This window comes from Arthrobacter sp. SLBN-122, assembly GCF_006715165.1.
Taxonomy (GTDB): Bacteria; Actinomycetota; Actinomycetes; order Actinomycetales; family Micrococcaceae; genus Arthrobacter.
Genome location: NZ_VFMS01000001.1, coordinates 3633385 through 3648948 on the forward strand (window position 1 = coordinate 3633385; position 15564 = coordinate 3648948).

A 15564-nucleotide genomic window follows, 5' to 3' on the forward strand; every position below is an offset into this window, starting at 1 on the left:
CGGCCGCGGCCGGGATTCCGGTTGGATATCAGGTGCCGGGGATCTGGAAATTGAACACGCCGGTGTCAAAGCGGTTGTAGGCCTCATAATCAACGAGGTCGTAGAGCCTGGCACGGGTCAGCATGCTTGGAACCTGTGCCTCCTGGGTGCCGTCGGATTTGATCGATTCCAGAGTACGCTCAGCAGCGCCCATGGCACTACGGAGCAGCGTTACCGGATAAATCACCATGTTCACGCCCACACCGGCCAACTCGTCAACGGTGAAAAGGTCGCTTTTTCCGAACTCTGTCATGTTGGCCAGGATAGGCACGTCCACGGCTTCCCGGATGGCCCGGAACTCGCTGAGGTCCCGCATGGCTTCGGGGAAAATCGCGTCCGCCCCGGCTTCGACGAGCGCCTTGGCCCGCTGCTGCGCGGCTTCCAGCCCGTCGGTGGCGCGGACGTCGGTGCGGGCCATAATCAGGAAGTTGGGGTCGCGGCGGGCGTCGGCGGCGGCGCGGATGCGTTTGGTGGCGGTGTCCAGATCCACCACGTTCTTGCCGTCCAGGTGGCCGCAGCGTTTGGGGTTGAACTGGTCCTCGATATGGCCGCCGGCCAGGCCCGCGTTCTCGAGTTCCTGCACCGTGCGGGCCACGTTCATGGGTTCGCCGAAGCCGGTGTCGGCGTCGACAATCGAGGGGAGGTCGGTCATGCGGGCGATCTGCCCGGCCCGCGTCGCCACCTCGGTGAGCGTGGTCAGGCCGATGTCGGGCAGGCCGAGGTCGTTGGCCAGGACGGCGCCGGAGATGTACACCCCGGCGAAGCCCTTCTCCTCGATCAGCCGCGCCGAGAGCGGATTGAACGCACCGGGGAACTGCTGGATGGTCCCGGAGGCAAGCAGTTCCCGGAACCGGACCCGCTTCTGCTCGGGAGTGGTCTTCGAATACAGCATTTAGAACAGTCCCTTCGGCGCGGCCGCGGGGTCGATGACGCCAAGGGCGGCGGTGATGTTCAGCTGGTCCAGTTCCCCGGCTGCAAGTTCCGGGAGGCGTTCGACGGCGGCGAGGAACCGTTCGATTTCGGCCTCCTCCACGAGCCCGGCGGCGAGGGTGCGGAACTTGTTGACGTACTGTTCACGGGCGAACGGCCGGGCACCGAGCGGGTGGGCGTCGGCAACAGCGATCTGGTCGGTGATGACGGAGCCGTCCTTGAGCGTGATTTCCACGGAGCCGCCGAAGGCCTTCTCGGCAATGTCCAGGGAGTGGTAGCGGCGAGTCCATTCCGGATCCTCCACGGTTGTCACCTTGTGCCACAGCTCCACGGTGTCCGGGCGCGCGGCGCGCTGCGGGGCGTAGGAGTCCACGTGGTGCCAGGCTCCGTCCTGCAGGGCCACGGTGAAGATGTACGGGATGGAGTGGTCCAGGGTCTCCCGGGACGCGGTGGGGCTGTACTTCTGGGGGTCGTTCGCGCCGGAGCCGATCACGTAGTGCGTGTGGTGGCTGGTCTTGATCAGCACGGATGCAACGTTGGCCGGGTCTGTGACCTCCGGGTGTTCACGGTGCAGCTTGCGGGCCAGGTCGATCCAGGCCTGGGCCTGGTATTCGGCTGAGTGTTCCTTGGTGTAGGTGTCCAGGATGGCTCGCTTGGCTTCACCGGGGGTGGGCAGCGGAACCATGTAGGATGCGTCCGGACCATCGAGCATCCAGGCGATGACGCCGTCTTCGCCTTCGTAGATCGGCACGGGGGAGGTCTGGCCCCGCATGGCCCGGTCCGCGGACTCGATAGCCATCTTGCCGGCAAACGCCGGGGCATGGGCCTTCCAGGTGGAGATCTCACCCTTGCGGGACTGCCGGGTGGCGGTGGTGGTGTGCAGCGCCTGGCCCACCGACTGGAAGATGGTTTCGACGTCGAGGCCCAGCAGGGTGCCGATGCCTGCGGCCGCGGAGGGGCCCAGGTGCGCCACGTGGTCGATCTTGTGCTTGTGCAGGCATATGGCTTTGACCAGGTTGACCTGGATCTCGTACCCGGTGGCGATGCCGCGCACCAGGTCGTGGCCGTTGGCGCCAACGTGCTGGGCGACGGCGAGGATCGGCGGGATGTTGTCCCCCGGGTGGGAGTAGTCGGCGGCGAGGAAGGTGTCGTGGTAGTCCAGTTCCCGTACGGCCACGCCGTTGGCCCAGGCGGCCCACTCCGGGGCGACGCGTTCCTCGATGCCGAACACCTTGGAACCCTTGCCGCCCGTGCTGGGACCGTGGGTCAGTGCCTGGGCGCGGGCTGCGACGATGGGAGCCCGGTTCAGGGAGGCGATGGCCACCGAAGCGTTATCGATAATCCGGTTGATCACCATGTCGGTCACTTCGTCAGACACAGCCACGGGGTCCGCAGCAACCTGGGCGATCTTGTACGCGAGCTGGTCCTCACGCGGGAGGTTTTCTTCGCTGCGGTAGACGCGGACGTGGTGTTCCTTAACCATGATGCTCCTTTTGGTGGGATGTATGGGTTGCTTTGACGCGGGAGAGGCTGCGGTGCAGGTGGACGATGGTGGCCGCCTCGGCAAGCCTCGGATTGCCGGCCGCGATGGCCTCCGCGATGGCGGCATGCTCGGCAGCGGCGGCAGTGAGGCGGCACGCGTCATCGGCGGCAAGCCGGCGGATCCGGACCAGGTGGACGCGCAGGCTCCGCATGGCCTGGGCCAGGTAGGAGTTGGAGATGGCTGCGTCGATGGCTGCATCCAGCCGGCCCACCAGTTCGTAGTATTCATGCAGGGCAGGGTGATCGCCGCCGATCAATTCAGGAGCCCGGAGAAGTTCATGCTGCAGGTGCTCGAAGGTATTGGCGTCGCCGCGGCGTGCGGCCAAGGCTGCCGCCCTGCCTTCGAGGGTTTCGCGAAGCTCGAACAGTTCGTCGATGTCTTCCAGGGAAATGTCGCTGACCACCACGCCGCGGCCGCCCGCCGTCGTCAATCCTTCCGCCGTAAGGCGGCCCAGGGCTTCCCGCAGCGGCGTTCGTGAGACGCCCAGGCGCTCGGACTGTTCCACCTCGGCAAGGACCGTCCCCGGGGCCAGACGCCATTCGATGATGTCGTCCCGCAGGGCGGCATAGGCTTTGTCGCTGGCGCGCATGCCCGTCTCCTTCCTCGGCTGAGGGCTCCAGTGTATACACAAGTGCTGTTGTTTTGGGAAGAAGAAGGAAAAAAGCGCGAAAGGAGGCTCTTCTGTATACAGAACCTCTTGTTACCCGCGGAGGGGCCAGCTACCATGAGCTGCATCACAATGTCGTGGACGGGATTACGTTATGGTCAGCAACAGCTATCGGGATACCTACCGGCGCAGCATTGAAGAGCCGGAAGATTTCTGGCTGGAGGCGGCGGAAAAGATCCACTGGAGCGCTGCTCCTGCCCGGGCACTGGACTCCAGCCGGGCGCCGCTCTACAGCTGGTTTCCGGACGGCGCACTGAATACCTGCTACAACGCCCTGGACCGGCACGTCGCCGAAGGCCGGGGGGAGCAGGACGCACTGATCCATGACTCCGCCATGCTGGGAACCCGGCAGCGTTTCACCTATGCCGAACTGACCGGCCTCGTGGCCCGCTTCGCCGGCGTGCTGCGCGGCCACGGCGTGGGCAAGGGGGACCGCGTGGTCATCTACATGCCGATGATCCCGGAAGCCGCCATTGCCATGCTGGCAACCGCCAGGCTCGGCGCCGTCCATTCCGTGGTCTTCGGCGGTTTTGCGCCCAAGGAGCTCGCGGCCAGGATCCGGGACGCCGCACCTGCTGCGGTGGTCACCGCCTCGGGCGGGATCGAACCCATGCGCCGCATCGAGTACCTGCCGGCCGTCGCGGAGGCGCTTGAGTTGGCAGGCGCCCGGGACATTCCCGTGTTGGTCAAGGAGCGGGACGGTTTCGCGTCCAAGGCGGCGGACCGGGCCGGGTGGCTGGACTGGGATATGGAAATGGCTTCTGCGCAGCCGGCCGCTCCCGTTGACGTAAAGGCCACCGATCCGCTTTACATCCTCTACACATCGGGGACCACCGGCACTCCCAAGGGGGTGGTCCGGGACAATGGCGGCCACGCCGTCGCGCTGCGCTGGACGCTGGAGAATATCTACGACGTCGGTCCGGGCGACGTGATGTGGACTGCCTCGGATGTGGGCTGGGTGGTGGGACACTCCTACATCGTCTACGGGCCGCTGCTCGCCGGCGCCACCACGGTGATGTACGAAGGCAAACCGGTTGGTACCCCGGATGCGGGTGCCTTCTGGCGGGTGGTCCAGGACCACAAGGTCAACGTGCTCTTTACCGCCCCCACGGCGCTGCGCGCCATCCGCAAGGCCGATCCTGAGGCATCGCTGCTGGGCAGGTATGACATCTCCAGCCTGCAGACCCTGTTCACTGCGGGTGAGCGGCTGGACACTGACACCTTCCACTGGGCATCCCGGGTCCTTGGCGTGCCGGTGGTGGACCATTGGTGGCAGACGGAGACCGGCTGGGCCATCTGTGCCAACCCGCGCGGCCTGGAGCCCCTGCCCATCAAGGCCGGTTCCCCCAGCGTTCCGATGCCCGGCTACCGGCTGCGGATTCTCGACGGGACCGGCGATGCGGTGGCAGCCGGCGCCGAGGGCAACATCGTGCTGGGGCTGCCGTTGCCGCCTGGCACGCTGACCACTCTTTGGGGTAACGACGAACGCTTCATCTCTTCTTACCTGACGGCCTTCGATGGCTGCTACGCCACCGGCGATTCGGGCTACCAGGACCAGGATGGGTACCTCTTTGTCATGGGCCGCACCGACGACATCATCAACGTCGCCGGACACCGGCTTTCCACCGGCGCCATCGAACAAGTCCTCGGCCAGCACCCTGCCGTGGCCGAGTGCGCGGTGATCGGCCTCGCCGATTCCCTCAAGGGCCAGCGTCCCAGTGGCTACGTGGTGCTCAAGTCCGGCGTCGACATTCCTGAAGACGTCCTGGCCAAGGACCTGGTGGCATTGGTGCGCCGGGACATTGGTGCGGTTGCGGATTTCAAGCAGGTGACGGTGGTGGATGCCCTGCCGAAGACGCGGTCCGGGAAGATCCTCCGCAAGACCATGCGCCAGATAGCCGACGGCGAGGAGTATACAGTGCCTTCCACCATTGAGGATCCGGGGGTCATCGACCAGTTGATCGGAGCACTCCGGGTGGACGGACCGGAAGCCGGCTGAAAGGGGAATCCAAGGGCCGTCCAACCCCGATTCAGTTCAGCGGGGGTTCCAGCGGTATTCGTTTTCCGGCCTGCCGGGCGTGCCATAGCGGGCGGTCCGCGAAACGGTGCCGGCATCGGCAAGGTATTCGAGGTAGCGCCGCGCCGTCACGCGTGACATGCCCAGGGCGTCCATGACTTCGGTGGCGGACACTGCTTCCGGCTGCCGGCGGAGAAACTCCTGGACGGAGCCCAGCGTCGAGGTGGAAAGGCCCTTGGGAAGCGGGAGTTCGGACGGCGCCCTGAGGCTGGCAAAGGCCCTGTCCACTTCACTTTGGGACGCACCCCCCTTGCCGGGACCGCCGCTGGAACCACCCAGTTGCTGGCGGAACAGGCGGTAGTTTTCGAGCTTGTCGGAGAACGTTGCGAACGTGAAGGGCTTGATCAGGTACTGGACCACGCCGATTGCCACCGCGCTGCGTACGATCGCAAGTTCACGCACTGCCGTGATCGCGATGATGTCCGCGAGGATGCCCGCCGAACGCATCCGCCGGGCGATGTCCAGGCCATGCAGGTCTGGCAGGTTCATGTCCAGCAGGACCAGTTCCACAGGCTGTCCCGCGGCCACGAATTCGTTCAGCAGCCGCAGGGCAGACTGGCCGTCGGGGGCAGTCCCGGCCAGCTCGAATCCTTCCAGCCTTCCCACGTAGGCAGCGTGCGCTGCCGAAGCGATGGCCTCGTCTTCGACGACGAGGACCCGGATGTTGCTCACTGTCTGTGCTCCTTCTCCGCGGACGCTGCGGGCAGGAATACTTCGAACTTGGCGCCGCGCCGGCCGTTGATGGCCAGCGTACCGCCCAAACGCTGCACCGCCTGCCGGACCAGCGCAAGGCCGATGCCCCGGCCTCCGGGCCCCGCGGGCTTCGTGCTGAATCCGTGCCGGAAGATCTTTTCCGCGTCCGCGGGGTCGATGGGCGTCCCGGAGTCGTTTACGGCGATATCCAGGCCTTCGTCGTCGGCCTCCAGGGTCAGTTCCACACGCCGGGGAGGCGGTGCATCGGCGGCGGCGTCGATGGCGTTGTCCAGCAGGTTGCCCAGGATGGTCACCAGGTCCTGGACGGCCACTCCGGTTGCCGTGCCGGAGCCCAGGGTGGAGACGTCCAACTGGACGCCGCGTTCGTGGGCTTCGGCCACCTTTCCCATGACCAGTGCGCCCACCACCGGTTCATCGATCGAGCTCACCATGTCATCCGTCAGCTGCTGGCTCAGGGCCAGGTCCTGGGTGGCAAAGTCCAGGGCTTCCCCGGTCCTTCCCAGTTCCAGGAGCGAAACCATGGTGTGCAGCCGGTTGGCATGTTCGTGGGTCTGGGCGCGCAGGGCGTCGGAGAGGGTCCGCATGGTCTGCAGTTCATTGCCCAGCGCTTCGATCTCGGTCCGGTCCCGGAGGGTGGCCACGGTGCCGTACACGGGGACTTTTCCGCGCGTTCCGTGGGATTCAGGACCCCGGGCCGGCCCCTGGTTGACCACCAGCACGCGGGAATCGGTCAGGACCATCTCGTCCTTGGTGGTCCGTCCGGATTCGAACAGGCTGCGCAGTTCTTCGTCCAAGGGAAGGTCTGCCAGCGATGGGGGCCGGGTGGGATCATTGCTGCCCGTGTCCGCCAGGCCCAGCAGTTCGGCAGCCTGGTCGTTGTACATCACCACGCGCTTGCGCGCATCGATGAGGATCAGTCCTTCACGGACCGAGTGCAGCACCGATTCGTAGTAGGCGAACAGCTGCGCCAGCTGCTCGGGACCCCAGCCCCTGGTTACCCGCCGCAGGTACCTGCCCAGCAGCCACGACGCCAGGGAGCCGCCCACCAGGAGGGCTATGCCAACGGCCAGCAGGACGGGAAGACGCCCGGCGAAGGCAATATCGACGCTGCGGACAGTGACTCCCACCGCCACGAGCGCCTTGACGGTCCCCGCGGAATCTTTGACCGGAACAATCGTGCGCACGGACGGGCCCAGGGTCCCGGCCGTGACTTCGGTGAATGGCTGGCCCCGGAGCGCGGCGTCAATCGATCCGATGTACGGCCGGCCCAGCTCCTCGTCCCTGGGATGGGTCCAGCGGGTGCGGTCGGGAGCCATGATGGTGATGAAGTCGACGTGGGCCGCGGTGGTCACATCCCTGGCATACGGCTGCAGGAGGGTGGACGGGTCCGGCGTGACGGCAGCCTGGAGCACCAGGGGATTGGCGGCGATGGAAGCGGCAACTCCTTCCATCCGGCGGCCGGCCTCGTCATAGGTCCGGTCCCGGGCATCCACGTAGGCGGCGGTTCCCACAATGGCGATAAAGGACACGACGATCAGCAGGTTGGCCAGGAACAGCCGGCGGGCGATACTCCAGCGGTGGATCATGCCTGCCTCTCGTTGACCCTGCGGATGCCGCGACCAATATGAACGCAACGGTGAGCTGGATCACGGCGTAGCCAATGATGGATATCACACCGCAAGGACGTGACGAGCCCAGAGACTGTGCCCCAGCGTCTATCAGATTATCCATAAGGAGACACATCATGGCTTCTCAACGAGGAGAGTCCCTTGACACCGTGAAGACGCGGCGCAAAGGCCTGGACAAATCGCACTACCTTTACATTGCCGTCATCGTCGCCGTGATCCTGGGTGCAGCCGTCGGCCTGCTGTTCCCGGAAGTCGGCAAGTCCCTCAAGCCCCTGGGTGACGGATTCATCAAGCTCATCAAGATGATGATCGCTCCGGTCATTTTCTGCACCATCGTCCTGGGCATCGGCTCCATTGCCAAGGCGGCCACCGTCGGTAAGGTCGGTGGCCTCGCCCTGGGCTACTTCGTCGTCATGTCCACCTTCGCCCTGGCCATCGGCCTTGTGGTGGGAAACATCATCCACCCGGGTGAGGGCCTGAAGCTGTCGCCGTACGACCCCAACAAGAAGGCCGCCACGGACAGCACCGTGGACTTCCTGCTGGGAATCATTCCCAGTGACGTCCCCGTCCTGCCCACCCTGCTGGCAGCCATCCTGGTTGGCTTCGCGCTGCAGAAGATGGGCGCCCAGGGTGCCCCCATCCTCAAGGCCGTCAGCTACGGCCAGGCTCTCGTATTCCGCATCCTGATCATGATCATGTGGCTGGCTCCGGTAGGCGCCTTCGGTGCCATCGCCGCCGTCGTCGGTGCAACGGGCTTCCAGGCAATCATCAGCATGTTCACCCTCATGATTGCCTTCTACATCACCTGCGCCCTGTTCATCGTGGTCATCCTCGGCGGACTGCTGCAGGTAGTGGCCGGCGTCAACATCTTCAAGCTCATGAAGTACCTGGCCCGCGAATACCTCCTCATCTTCTCCACCTCATCCTCCGAAGCTGCCCTGCCCCGCCTGATCGCCAAGATGGAACACCTGGGCGTCTCCAAGCCCGTCGTCGGCGTCACCGTCCCCACCGGCTACTCCTTCAACCTTGACGGTACGGCCATCTACCTGACCATGGCCTCGCTCTTCGTCGCCAACGCCATGGGAACCCCGCTGGACCTGGGCGCGCAGATCTCGCTGCTGATCTTCATGATCATCGCCTCCAAGGGCGCCGCCGGCGTGACCGGCGCCGGCCTGGCAACCCTGGCGGCCGGCCTGCAGGCCCACCGTCCAGAGCTGCTGGGCGGCGTGGGCATGATCGTCGGCATCGACCGGTTCATGTCCGAGGCCCGTGCCCTGACCAACTTCACGGGCAACGCCGTGGCCACCGTCCTGATCGGCACCTGGGTCAAGGAGATCGACGGCGGCCAGGTGGGCCGGGTGCTCTCCGGCGAAGAACCCTTCGACGAAGCAACCATGATGGTCCACCACCACGGCGAGATGGCACCCAAGGAAGAGGGCGCACGCGAGGCCGCAAAGGCCTAGCCGCCACCCGCACACCCCACGAAACCGCCCCTGCAGCCATGCTGCGGGGGCGGTTTCGCGTTCCCCCCCACTTCAACCTTCGACCTCAGCTAGAGGGTCAAGGCTCAACATTCGCGGAAAGTCAAGTTCCGTCGAATACCGTGTCGGGCGCTGTAACCTAGGGAGCAGAACGAACGGCGCTGGTGAGCCAGCGGCAGGAAATCACCGTCATCGAAAGTGTGGACAGATACGTGAGCAGCGAACAGGGTTCAGCAACTCTGGAGGGCACGGAATTCGACCTGGAAAACGCGGTGATGGGGCCCACCGGGCGCCCATACCGGGAGTTCCCGGAACCCGCGCCGCTGCCCTCCCACGGTCCGGCACGCGTGATCGCCATGGTCAACCAGAAGGGCGGCGTAGGCAAGACCACCTCCACCATTAACCTCGCCGCGGCGCTCGCCGAGTACGGCCGCCGTGTCCTGCTGGTGGACTTCGACCCCCAGGGTGCGCTCTCGGCAGGCCTGGGCGTCAACCCGCATGAACTGGACCTCACCGTGTACAACGTCCTGATGGACCGCAAGGTGGATATCCGCGACGCCATCCACCACACCGGTGTGGAGAACGTGGACCTCCTGCCGGCCAACATCGACCTCTCCGCCGCAGAAGTCCAGCTGGTCAACGAGGTTGCGCGCGAACAGGTCCTGGACCGTGCGCTCAAAAAAGTCGAAGACGATTACGACGTCGTCCTCATCGACTGCCAGCCCTCCCTGGGACTCCTGACGGTGAACGCCCTCACTGCAGCCCACGGCGTGATCATTCCGCTCATCTGCGAGTTCTTCGCCCTCCGTGCCGTGGCGCTGCTGGTCGAAACCATCGACAAGGTCCAGGACCGGCTGAACCCGCGCCTGCAGGTGGACGGCGTACTGGCCACCATGTACGACGCACGGACACTGCACAGCCGCGAAGTGATCACCCGGCTGGTGGAGGCATTCGGCGACAAGGTCTTCGAAACGGTCATCAAGCGCTCCATCAAGTTCGCAGACGCCACGGTGGCCGCGGAGCCCATCACCAGCTACGCCGGAAACCACGTGGGCGCGGATGCGTACCGCCGGCTGGCCAAGGAGCTGATCTCCCGCGGCGGCGCGCCCTAAGCACGCCGTGGCCGAATCCAAACCCGGCTTCGAGGTGCGGCTGGCCAACTTCACGGGTCCGTTCGACCTCCTCCTGGGACTGATCGCCAAGCACCAGCTGGACATCACCGAAGTGGCCATCGCCACCGTCACGGATGAGTTCATCAAGTACATCCGGAAACTGCAGCAGCTCGGCGAAGAATGGGCGCTGGACGAGGCCAGCGAGTTCCTGGTGATCGCCGCCACGCTGCTGGACCTCAAGGCAGCACGGCTCCTTCCGGCCGGTGAAGTGGAGGACGACGAGGACATCGCCCTGCTGGAAGCACGGGACCTCCTCTTTGCCCGGTTGCTGCAGTACAAGGCCTTCAAACAGGTGGCAGGAATCCTTGGCGAAACCCTTCACCAGGAAGGCCGGCGCTTTCCGCGGCAGGTGGCCCTGGAGGAGCACTTCGCGGCGATGCTCCCCGAGCTGGTCTGGAAGCACACACCGGAGCAGTTCGCCGCGCTGGCCGAGGCCGCGCTCCGGCCTAAAGCGCTGGCCCAGCCGCCCCAGGTGGCACTCGGACACCTGCACGGAAGCACCGTCAGCGTCAAGGAAGAAGCGAGGATGCTGGGGCTCCGCCTTCAGCAGGAATCGCCCCAGACCTTCCGTTCCCTGATTGCCGACGCCGAGTCCACCCTGGTGGTGGTGGCCAGGTTCCTGGCCCTCCTGGAACTGTTCCGGGACCGGGCCGTCGCGTTCGACCAGCTGTCCCCTCTGGCCGAGCTTGCCATCCACTGGACAGCCGAAGGCCGGGACTGGTCTGCAGAAAACCTGAGCGAAGAGTATGAGGAGCAACCGTGAACCCCAAGCCGCAGGAAAGGGCGCCCCAGGAGGATCTGGACCACGGCCCGGACTTCGACGACCTCCCCGGCGGTGCCAAAGCTGCCCTCGAAGCTGTCCTCATGGTCCTCGACGAACCAGCCACCGAAGAGGAGCTGGCTGCGGGAGTGGGCCTGACGGTCAATACCGTCCGCTCCCTCCTGGCAGAACTGCAGCGTGAGTATAACGGCTATACTGTTAAAGCCCCGGAGATGGAGGATGCCAGCCACGCTGGCATCGGTTCCAGCCCCCGGGGTTTTGAATTGCGGAACATCGCCGGTGGCTGGCGGATCTACTCGCGCACGGAGTTTGCCGACATTGTGGGCAAATATGTGCTTGAAGGGCAGACGGCCAGGCTTACCCAGGCGGCGTTGGAAACACTGGCAGTCATCGCGTACCGCCAGCCCGTCTCCCGGGCCAGGGTGTCTGCGATTCGCGGTGTCAATGTTGATTCCGTCGTACGGACGCTTGCCCAGCGCGGGCTGATCGAGGACGCGGGAGCCGATCCCGAGTCCGGCGCAATCCTCTACCGGACCACCTCCTATTTCCTCGAACGGATGGGAATCAGTTCAGTGGGGGACCTGCCCCAGCTGTCGCCGCACCTTCCGGGGCTCGACGGGATCGCAGAGTTCTACGACGCCGGGACGATGTAGGCAGGCGCCCTGCCGGCACCTGTCCCATCAGCAGGTTTTATCAGGTTTTTTATCAGGGCAGACGAAGTCTGCACGGCTGGCTAGGGTTGTCCTTGGACATCTTTGCCGGCCAAAACACATTGAAGGACGGGTCATGACACAGGCGGGACGCCAGGGTTCACCACGTAACGGTTCGGGACGCGGCGGGAACGAACGCAACAATTCCCAGCAGCGCAGCACACAGGGCGGCGGCTTCAGCGGAGGCTCCCGCGGCGGAACAGGCAAGCGAGGCGCCGGCTTTGGCGGGGACCGGCCGCACCGAAGCCCCAAGCCGCGCGAGGAACGCTTTATTGACCCCGACCTCGCGGGGGACCAGCAGGGACGTCCGGCTGAGGGTGCCCGTGGCGCGAAGCCGTCGTCGCGGAAGCCCGCTGCCCGCAAGCCCGGCGCCAAGAAGGCTCCCGGAACTCCCGGCGCCCTCAAGCCCAAGCCGCGTACCGGCACTCCCGGGGCAGCAGCTTCGCGTGCCTTTGGCAGCGAACGCTTCGGCCAGAACCTGGGTCCGGTCCGCAAGCCCGGCCGGAAGAAGGGTCCCCGCGGCAACGTTCCGCAGTCGGAACTCCACGATGCCGACGGCGTGCGCCTCCAGAAGGTCATGGCGTCCGCAGGAGTGGCGTCCCGGCGCGTCTGTGAAGAGATGATCGCCGAGGGCCGCGTTGAGGTGGACGGCCAGGTGGTCACGGAACTCGGCATGCGCGTCGATCCCAAGACCGCCGTCATCCACGTTGACGGCCTGCGGATCCAGCTGGACGAGAACCTGGTCTACATGGTGTTCAACAAGCCCAAGGGCGTGGTGTCCACCATGGAGGACCCCGAGGGCCGGCCCTGCATCAGCGACTTCCTGAAGAGCAACAAGAACACCGGCGAACGCCTCTTCCACGTGGGCAGGCTCGACGTCGCCACCGAAGGCCTGCTGTTGCTGACCAACGACGGCGAACTGGCCAACAGGCTGACCCACCCGTCCTACGAAGTCCCCAAGACCTACCTGGTGCAGGTGCGCGGGCCGTTCCCGCAGGGCGTCGGCGCCCAGCTGAAGTCCGGCGTGGAACTGGAGGATGGCTTCGCGAACGTCGACTCCTTCCGCCTGGTGGACTCCACCCCGGGCCACGTTCTGATCGAGGTTGTGCTCCACTCGGGCAAGAACCGGATCGTCCGCCGCCTCTTCGATGCCGTCGGTTTCCCGGTCCAGCGGCTGGTCCGCGTCAAGGTGGGCCCCATCGGCCTCGGTGACCAGCGCCAGGGCAGCATCCGCAACCTGGGCAAGCAGGAAGTCGGCCACCTGCTGGCATCCGTAGGACTCTGACGCATGTCGGCGTTCAAAAGCCAGGGCCGTGGCCACCTGGATGGCCCGGTAGTGGTGATTGGCACCGGACTGCTGGGCACCAGCATCGGGCTGGGCCTGCGCGGCCGTGGTGTACCGGTATTCCTGTCCGACCCCTCGCCCACCAACCAGGCGGTGGCGGTGGACATCGGTGCCGGACGTCCCTTGGCGGACCTCGGGGACGCCAAGCCCCAGCTTGTGGTGGTCGCCGCTCCGCCGGACGTTACGGCCGACGTCGTGTACAAGGCGCTCGCTGATTACCCAGCCGCCGTCGTGGTGGACATTGCCAGCGTCAAGGCGGACATCCTGGCCCGGCTGTGCAGCCTCGGTGCCGACCTCAGGCGCTACGTGGGCACCCACCCCATGGCTGGGCGGGAAAAGTCCGGTCCGGTAGCCGCGCGCGGCGAGCTGTTTACGTCCATGCCATGGGTGATCTGCCCGTCGGAGGAGACCTCCGGCGCTGCCCTTCAGGTGGCACGGTCGCTCGCCTCGGACCTGGGGGCAGTGGTCTCGCAGTTCACGGCGGACGAACATGATGAGGCGGTGGCCCTGGTGTCGCACCTGCCCCAGGTCATGTCCTCCCTGCTGGCCAGTCGTCTCCAGGGAACCCCGCTGCATGCCCTGTCCCTGGCCGGCAACGGCCTGCGGGACGTCACCAGGATCGCCGCGAGCGACCCCACTCTGTGGGTGCAGATCCTGGGCGGGAATGCGGCCAAAGTCGTGGAGATCCTGTACGGCGTCCGTGAGGACCTGAATCGCCTCATTGGGACTTTGGAGCAGCCCTCGGCGCCGGGAGCCCGGCTGGACCTGGCGCAGCTGATCAGTGAGGGCAACGCCGGGCAGGCCCGGATTCCCGGCAAGCACGGCGGCCCGCCGCAGGCATATTCCTGGCTCACCGTCCTGGTGGATGACAAGCCCGGCCAGATCGCGCAGCTGCTCACCGAAATTGGTGAAATCGGCGTGAACGTGGAAGACCTTCGGCTGGACCATTCCTCAGGACAGAACGTTGGCATGGTGGAATTGTCTGTGTTGCCGAACAAGCACGACCACCTGATCGAAGCTCTCAACGACCGCGGATGGCGGGTACTTCAGTAATGACACAGGAACTCCTCGAAACCATGCGCGCGTTGCGCATCGGCCGGCCGCTGGTGGTCGCCATCGACGGACCGTCAGGTTCCGGTAAATCCAGCGTGAGCAAGGAGGTTGCCCGCAGGCTGCGGCTGGCCTACCTGGACACCGGAGCGATGTACCGCGCCCTCACCTGGTACTGCGTATCCCAGGGTATCGACCTTGACGACGGTGCGGCCGTGGAACAGGCCTCCCGGGACTTCGTGCTGGAATTAAGCACCAGCCCGCAGGAGGAATACGTCCGGGTGGGCGGCGTGGACGTCACCGACGCCATCCGTGAACCGGAAATTTCCTCCGCGGTCAGCTCTGTGGCCACCACCCTTGGTGCACGGACCGAACTCATCCGCCGCCAGCGGGACCTCATCGAAAAGCACCACCGCCGGATGGTGGTGGAAGGCAGGGACATTACCACCGTCGTCGCGCCCGGAGCCGAGGTGCGCATGCTCCTCACCGCAAGCGAGGAAGCCCGCCTTCGCCGGCGGGGCATCCAGCTGGGCGGGACGCAGAACGCCGAGCAGCTGGCAGCCCAGGTGACCCACCGGGATGCGAAGGACTCAACCGTGGTGAACTTCACCCAGGCCGCTTCCGGGGTGGTGACGCTGGACTCCTCGGACCTGGACTTCGAGCAGACCGTCAACGCCGCGCTGGTAATCGTCACCAAGGTGCTCAACCGTGACTGACGCCGGCGTGGCCCTGCCGTCCGGCCTGACCATGGCGTGGAGCAGGCCGGTGGGCTGGATCCTGGACCACTTGGTCTACAGGACCACCGTGACGGGCAGGAGCAACGTTCCCACCGGCGGGCCGGTAATCTTCGCCGCCAACCACATCAGCTTCCTGGACGGGCCGGTCATGTTCGGCGCGGCACCGCGGCCCATGCACATCCTGGTGAAACAGGAGATGTTCCAGGGTTTCCTGGGCCGGGTGCTTACCGCCTCCGGGCAGCTTCCGGTGGACCGGCGGGGGGACCGGGCTGCGCTGCAGCGCTGCAAGGACATGCTCGACGCCGGACGCTGCGTTGGGATTCTTCCCGAAGGGACGCGGGGGAGCGGGTCAGCGGCGGACATCAACGGCGGCGTGGCCTGGCTGGCATTGAACTCCGGTGCCCCCGTTGTTCCGGTCGCCATCCTGGGCACCCGGCAGGGCAATGAGCACCTGGACTTCGTTCCGCGGCCCGGGCGGCGCTTCCACGTCAGCTTCGGCTCAGCCCTTACCCTGGCCCGCCGGGCCGGCGAAAGCGGGCGTGCTTCAATGGACAGGGCGGCGCAGGACATCCGTGCAGCGCTGGCAGGGCACGTCCAGGACACCATCCAACTCAGCGGGCAGCCACTGCCCTTCGCTGACCATAACGACTTGACAGCAGTAGCCGGGGACGCCGGCAGATGACCACTAAG

General features: G+C 65.8%; 13 protein-coding genes and 1 pseudogene. 9 read left to right on the forward strand and 5 right to left on the reverse strand.

The window, feature by feature from the left end; genetic code table 11:
• Window positions 1–28: 28 nt before the first annotated feature.
• Genes prpB through FBY36_RS16735 form a run of 3 tightly spaced genes read right to left on the reverse strand, consistent with a single transcriptional unit; the run spans window position 29 to window position 3101 of the window.
• Window positions 29–931, reverse strand: coding sequence for a methylisocitrate lyase (gene prpB / locus FBY36_RS16725; protein ID WP_142121214.1), 903 nt, complete (start codon window positions 929–931; stop codon window positions 29–31).
• On the reverse strand, window positions 932–2452 hold the full coding sequence (locus FBY36_RS16730; protein ID WP_142121216.1) for an MmgE/PrpD family protein: 1521 nt from the start codon (window positions 2450–2452) through the stop codon (window positions 932–934). It abuts the gene before it with no gap.
• Window positions 2445–3101, reverse strand: a complete 657-nt coding sequence (locus FBY36_RS16735; RefSeq protein ID WP_142121218.1) for a GntR family transcriptional regulator — start codon at window positions 3099–3101, stop codon at window positions 2445–2447. The genes FBY36_RS16730 and FBY36_RS16735 overlap by 8 nt, the downstream gene beginning before the upstream one ends.
• A gap of 172 nt (window positions 3102–3273) precedes the next feature.
• On the opposite strand from FBY36_RS16735, the gene FBY36_RS16740 reads away from it, so the two are divergent.
• Complete coding sequence (locus tag FBY36_RS16740; protein ID WP_142121220.1) at window positions 3274–5178, forward strand: propionyl-CoA synthetase; 1905 nt, start codon at window positions 3274–3276, stop codon at window positions 5176–5178.
• Between the two features lie 36 nt (window positions 5179–5214).
• Here the strand turns inward: FBY36_RS16740 and FBY36_RS16745 are convergent, their stop codons facing one another.
• Both FBY36_RS16745 and FBY36_RS16750 read right to left on the reverse strand, forming a co-directional pair.
• Window positions 5215–5928, reverse strand: a complete 714-nt coding sequence (locus FBY36_RS16745; RefSeq protein ID WP_142030895.1) for a response regulator — start codon at window positions 5926–5928, stop codon at window positions 5215–5217.
• Window positions 5925–7556 carry a sensor histidine kinase gene (locus FBY36_RS16750; RefSeq protein ID WP_142121222.1) on the reverse strand — a complete coding sequence of 544 codons (1632 nt, stop codon included), beginning with the start codon at window positions 7554–7556 and terminating at the stop codon, window positions 5925–5927. Before FBY36_RS16750 ends, FBY36_RS16745 begins: the two co-directional genes overlap by 4 nt.
• Before the next feature lie 158 nt (window positions 7557–7714).
• Between FBY36_RS16750 and FBY36_RS16755 the strand changes: the two genes are divergently transcribed.
• The 8 genes and pseudogenes from FBY36_RS16755 to FBY36_RS16790 all read left to right on the forward strand — a co-directional run bounded on the left by FBY36_RS16755 (window position 7715) and on the right by FBY36_RS16790 (window position 15563).
• Window positions 7715–9061: a cation:dicarboxylate symporter family transporter gene (locus FBY36_RS16755; protein ID WP_142121224.1), complete on the forward strand. Its 1347-nt coding sequence runs from the start codon at window positions 7715–7717 to the stop codon at window positions 9059–9061.
• 230 nt (window positions 9062–9291) lie between these two features.
• Entirely contained in the window at window positions 9292–10191 is a 900-nt protein-coding gene (locus FBY36_RS16760) for a ParA family protein (RefSeq protein WP_142030898.1), read from the forward strand.
• Between the two features lie 7 nt (window positions 10192–10198).
• The gene (locus FBY36_RS16765; protein WP_142121226.1) at window positions 10199–11014 is read left to right on the forward strand and encodes a segregation and condensation protein A; all 816 of its coding nucleotides are present in this window, start codon (window positions 10199–10201) and stop codon (window positions 11012–11014) included.
• A gap of 35 nt (window positions 11015–11049) precedes the next feature.
• On the forward strand, window positions 11050–11685 hold the full coding sequence (gene scpB, locus FBY36_RS16770; protein WP_142122690.1) for an SMC-Scp complex subunit ScpB: 636 nt from the start codon (window positions 11050–11052) through the stop codon (window positions 11683–11685).
• A 133-nt stretch (window positions 11686–11818) separates the two neighbouring features.
• Window positions 11819–13027, forward strand: a complete 1209-nt coding sequence (locus tag FBY36_RS16775; RefSeq protein WP_142121228.1) for a pseudouridine synthase — start codon at window positions 11819–11821, stop codon at window positions 13025–13027.
• 3 nt (window positions 13028–13030) lie between these two features.
• Window positions 13031–14140, forward strand: a complete 1110-nt coding sequence (locus FBY36_RS16780) for a prephenate dehydrogenase (RefSeq protein ID WP_142121230.1) — start codon at window positions 13031–13033, stop codon at window positions 14138–14140.
• Window positions 14140–14853 carry a (d)CMP kinase gene (cmk, locus tag FBY36_RS16785; RefSeq protein ID WP_142121232.1) on the forward strand — a complete coding sequence of 238 codons (714 nt, stop codon included), beginning with the start codon at window positions 14140–14142 and terminating at the stop codon, window positions 14851–14853. The genes FBY36_RS16780 and cmk overlap by 1 nt, the downstream gene beginning before the upstream one ends.
• Window positions 14854–14884: 31 nt before the next feature.
• A pseudogene (locus FBY36_RS16790) lies at window positions 14885–15563 on the forward strand (lysophospholipid acyltransferase family protein).
• The last annotated feature ends 1 nt before the right edge of the window (window position 15564 follow it).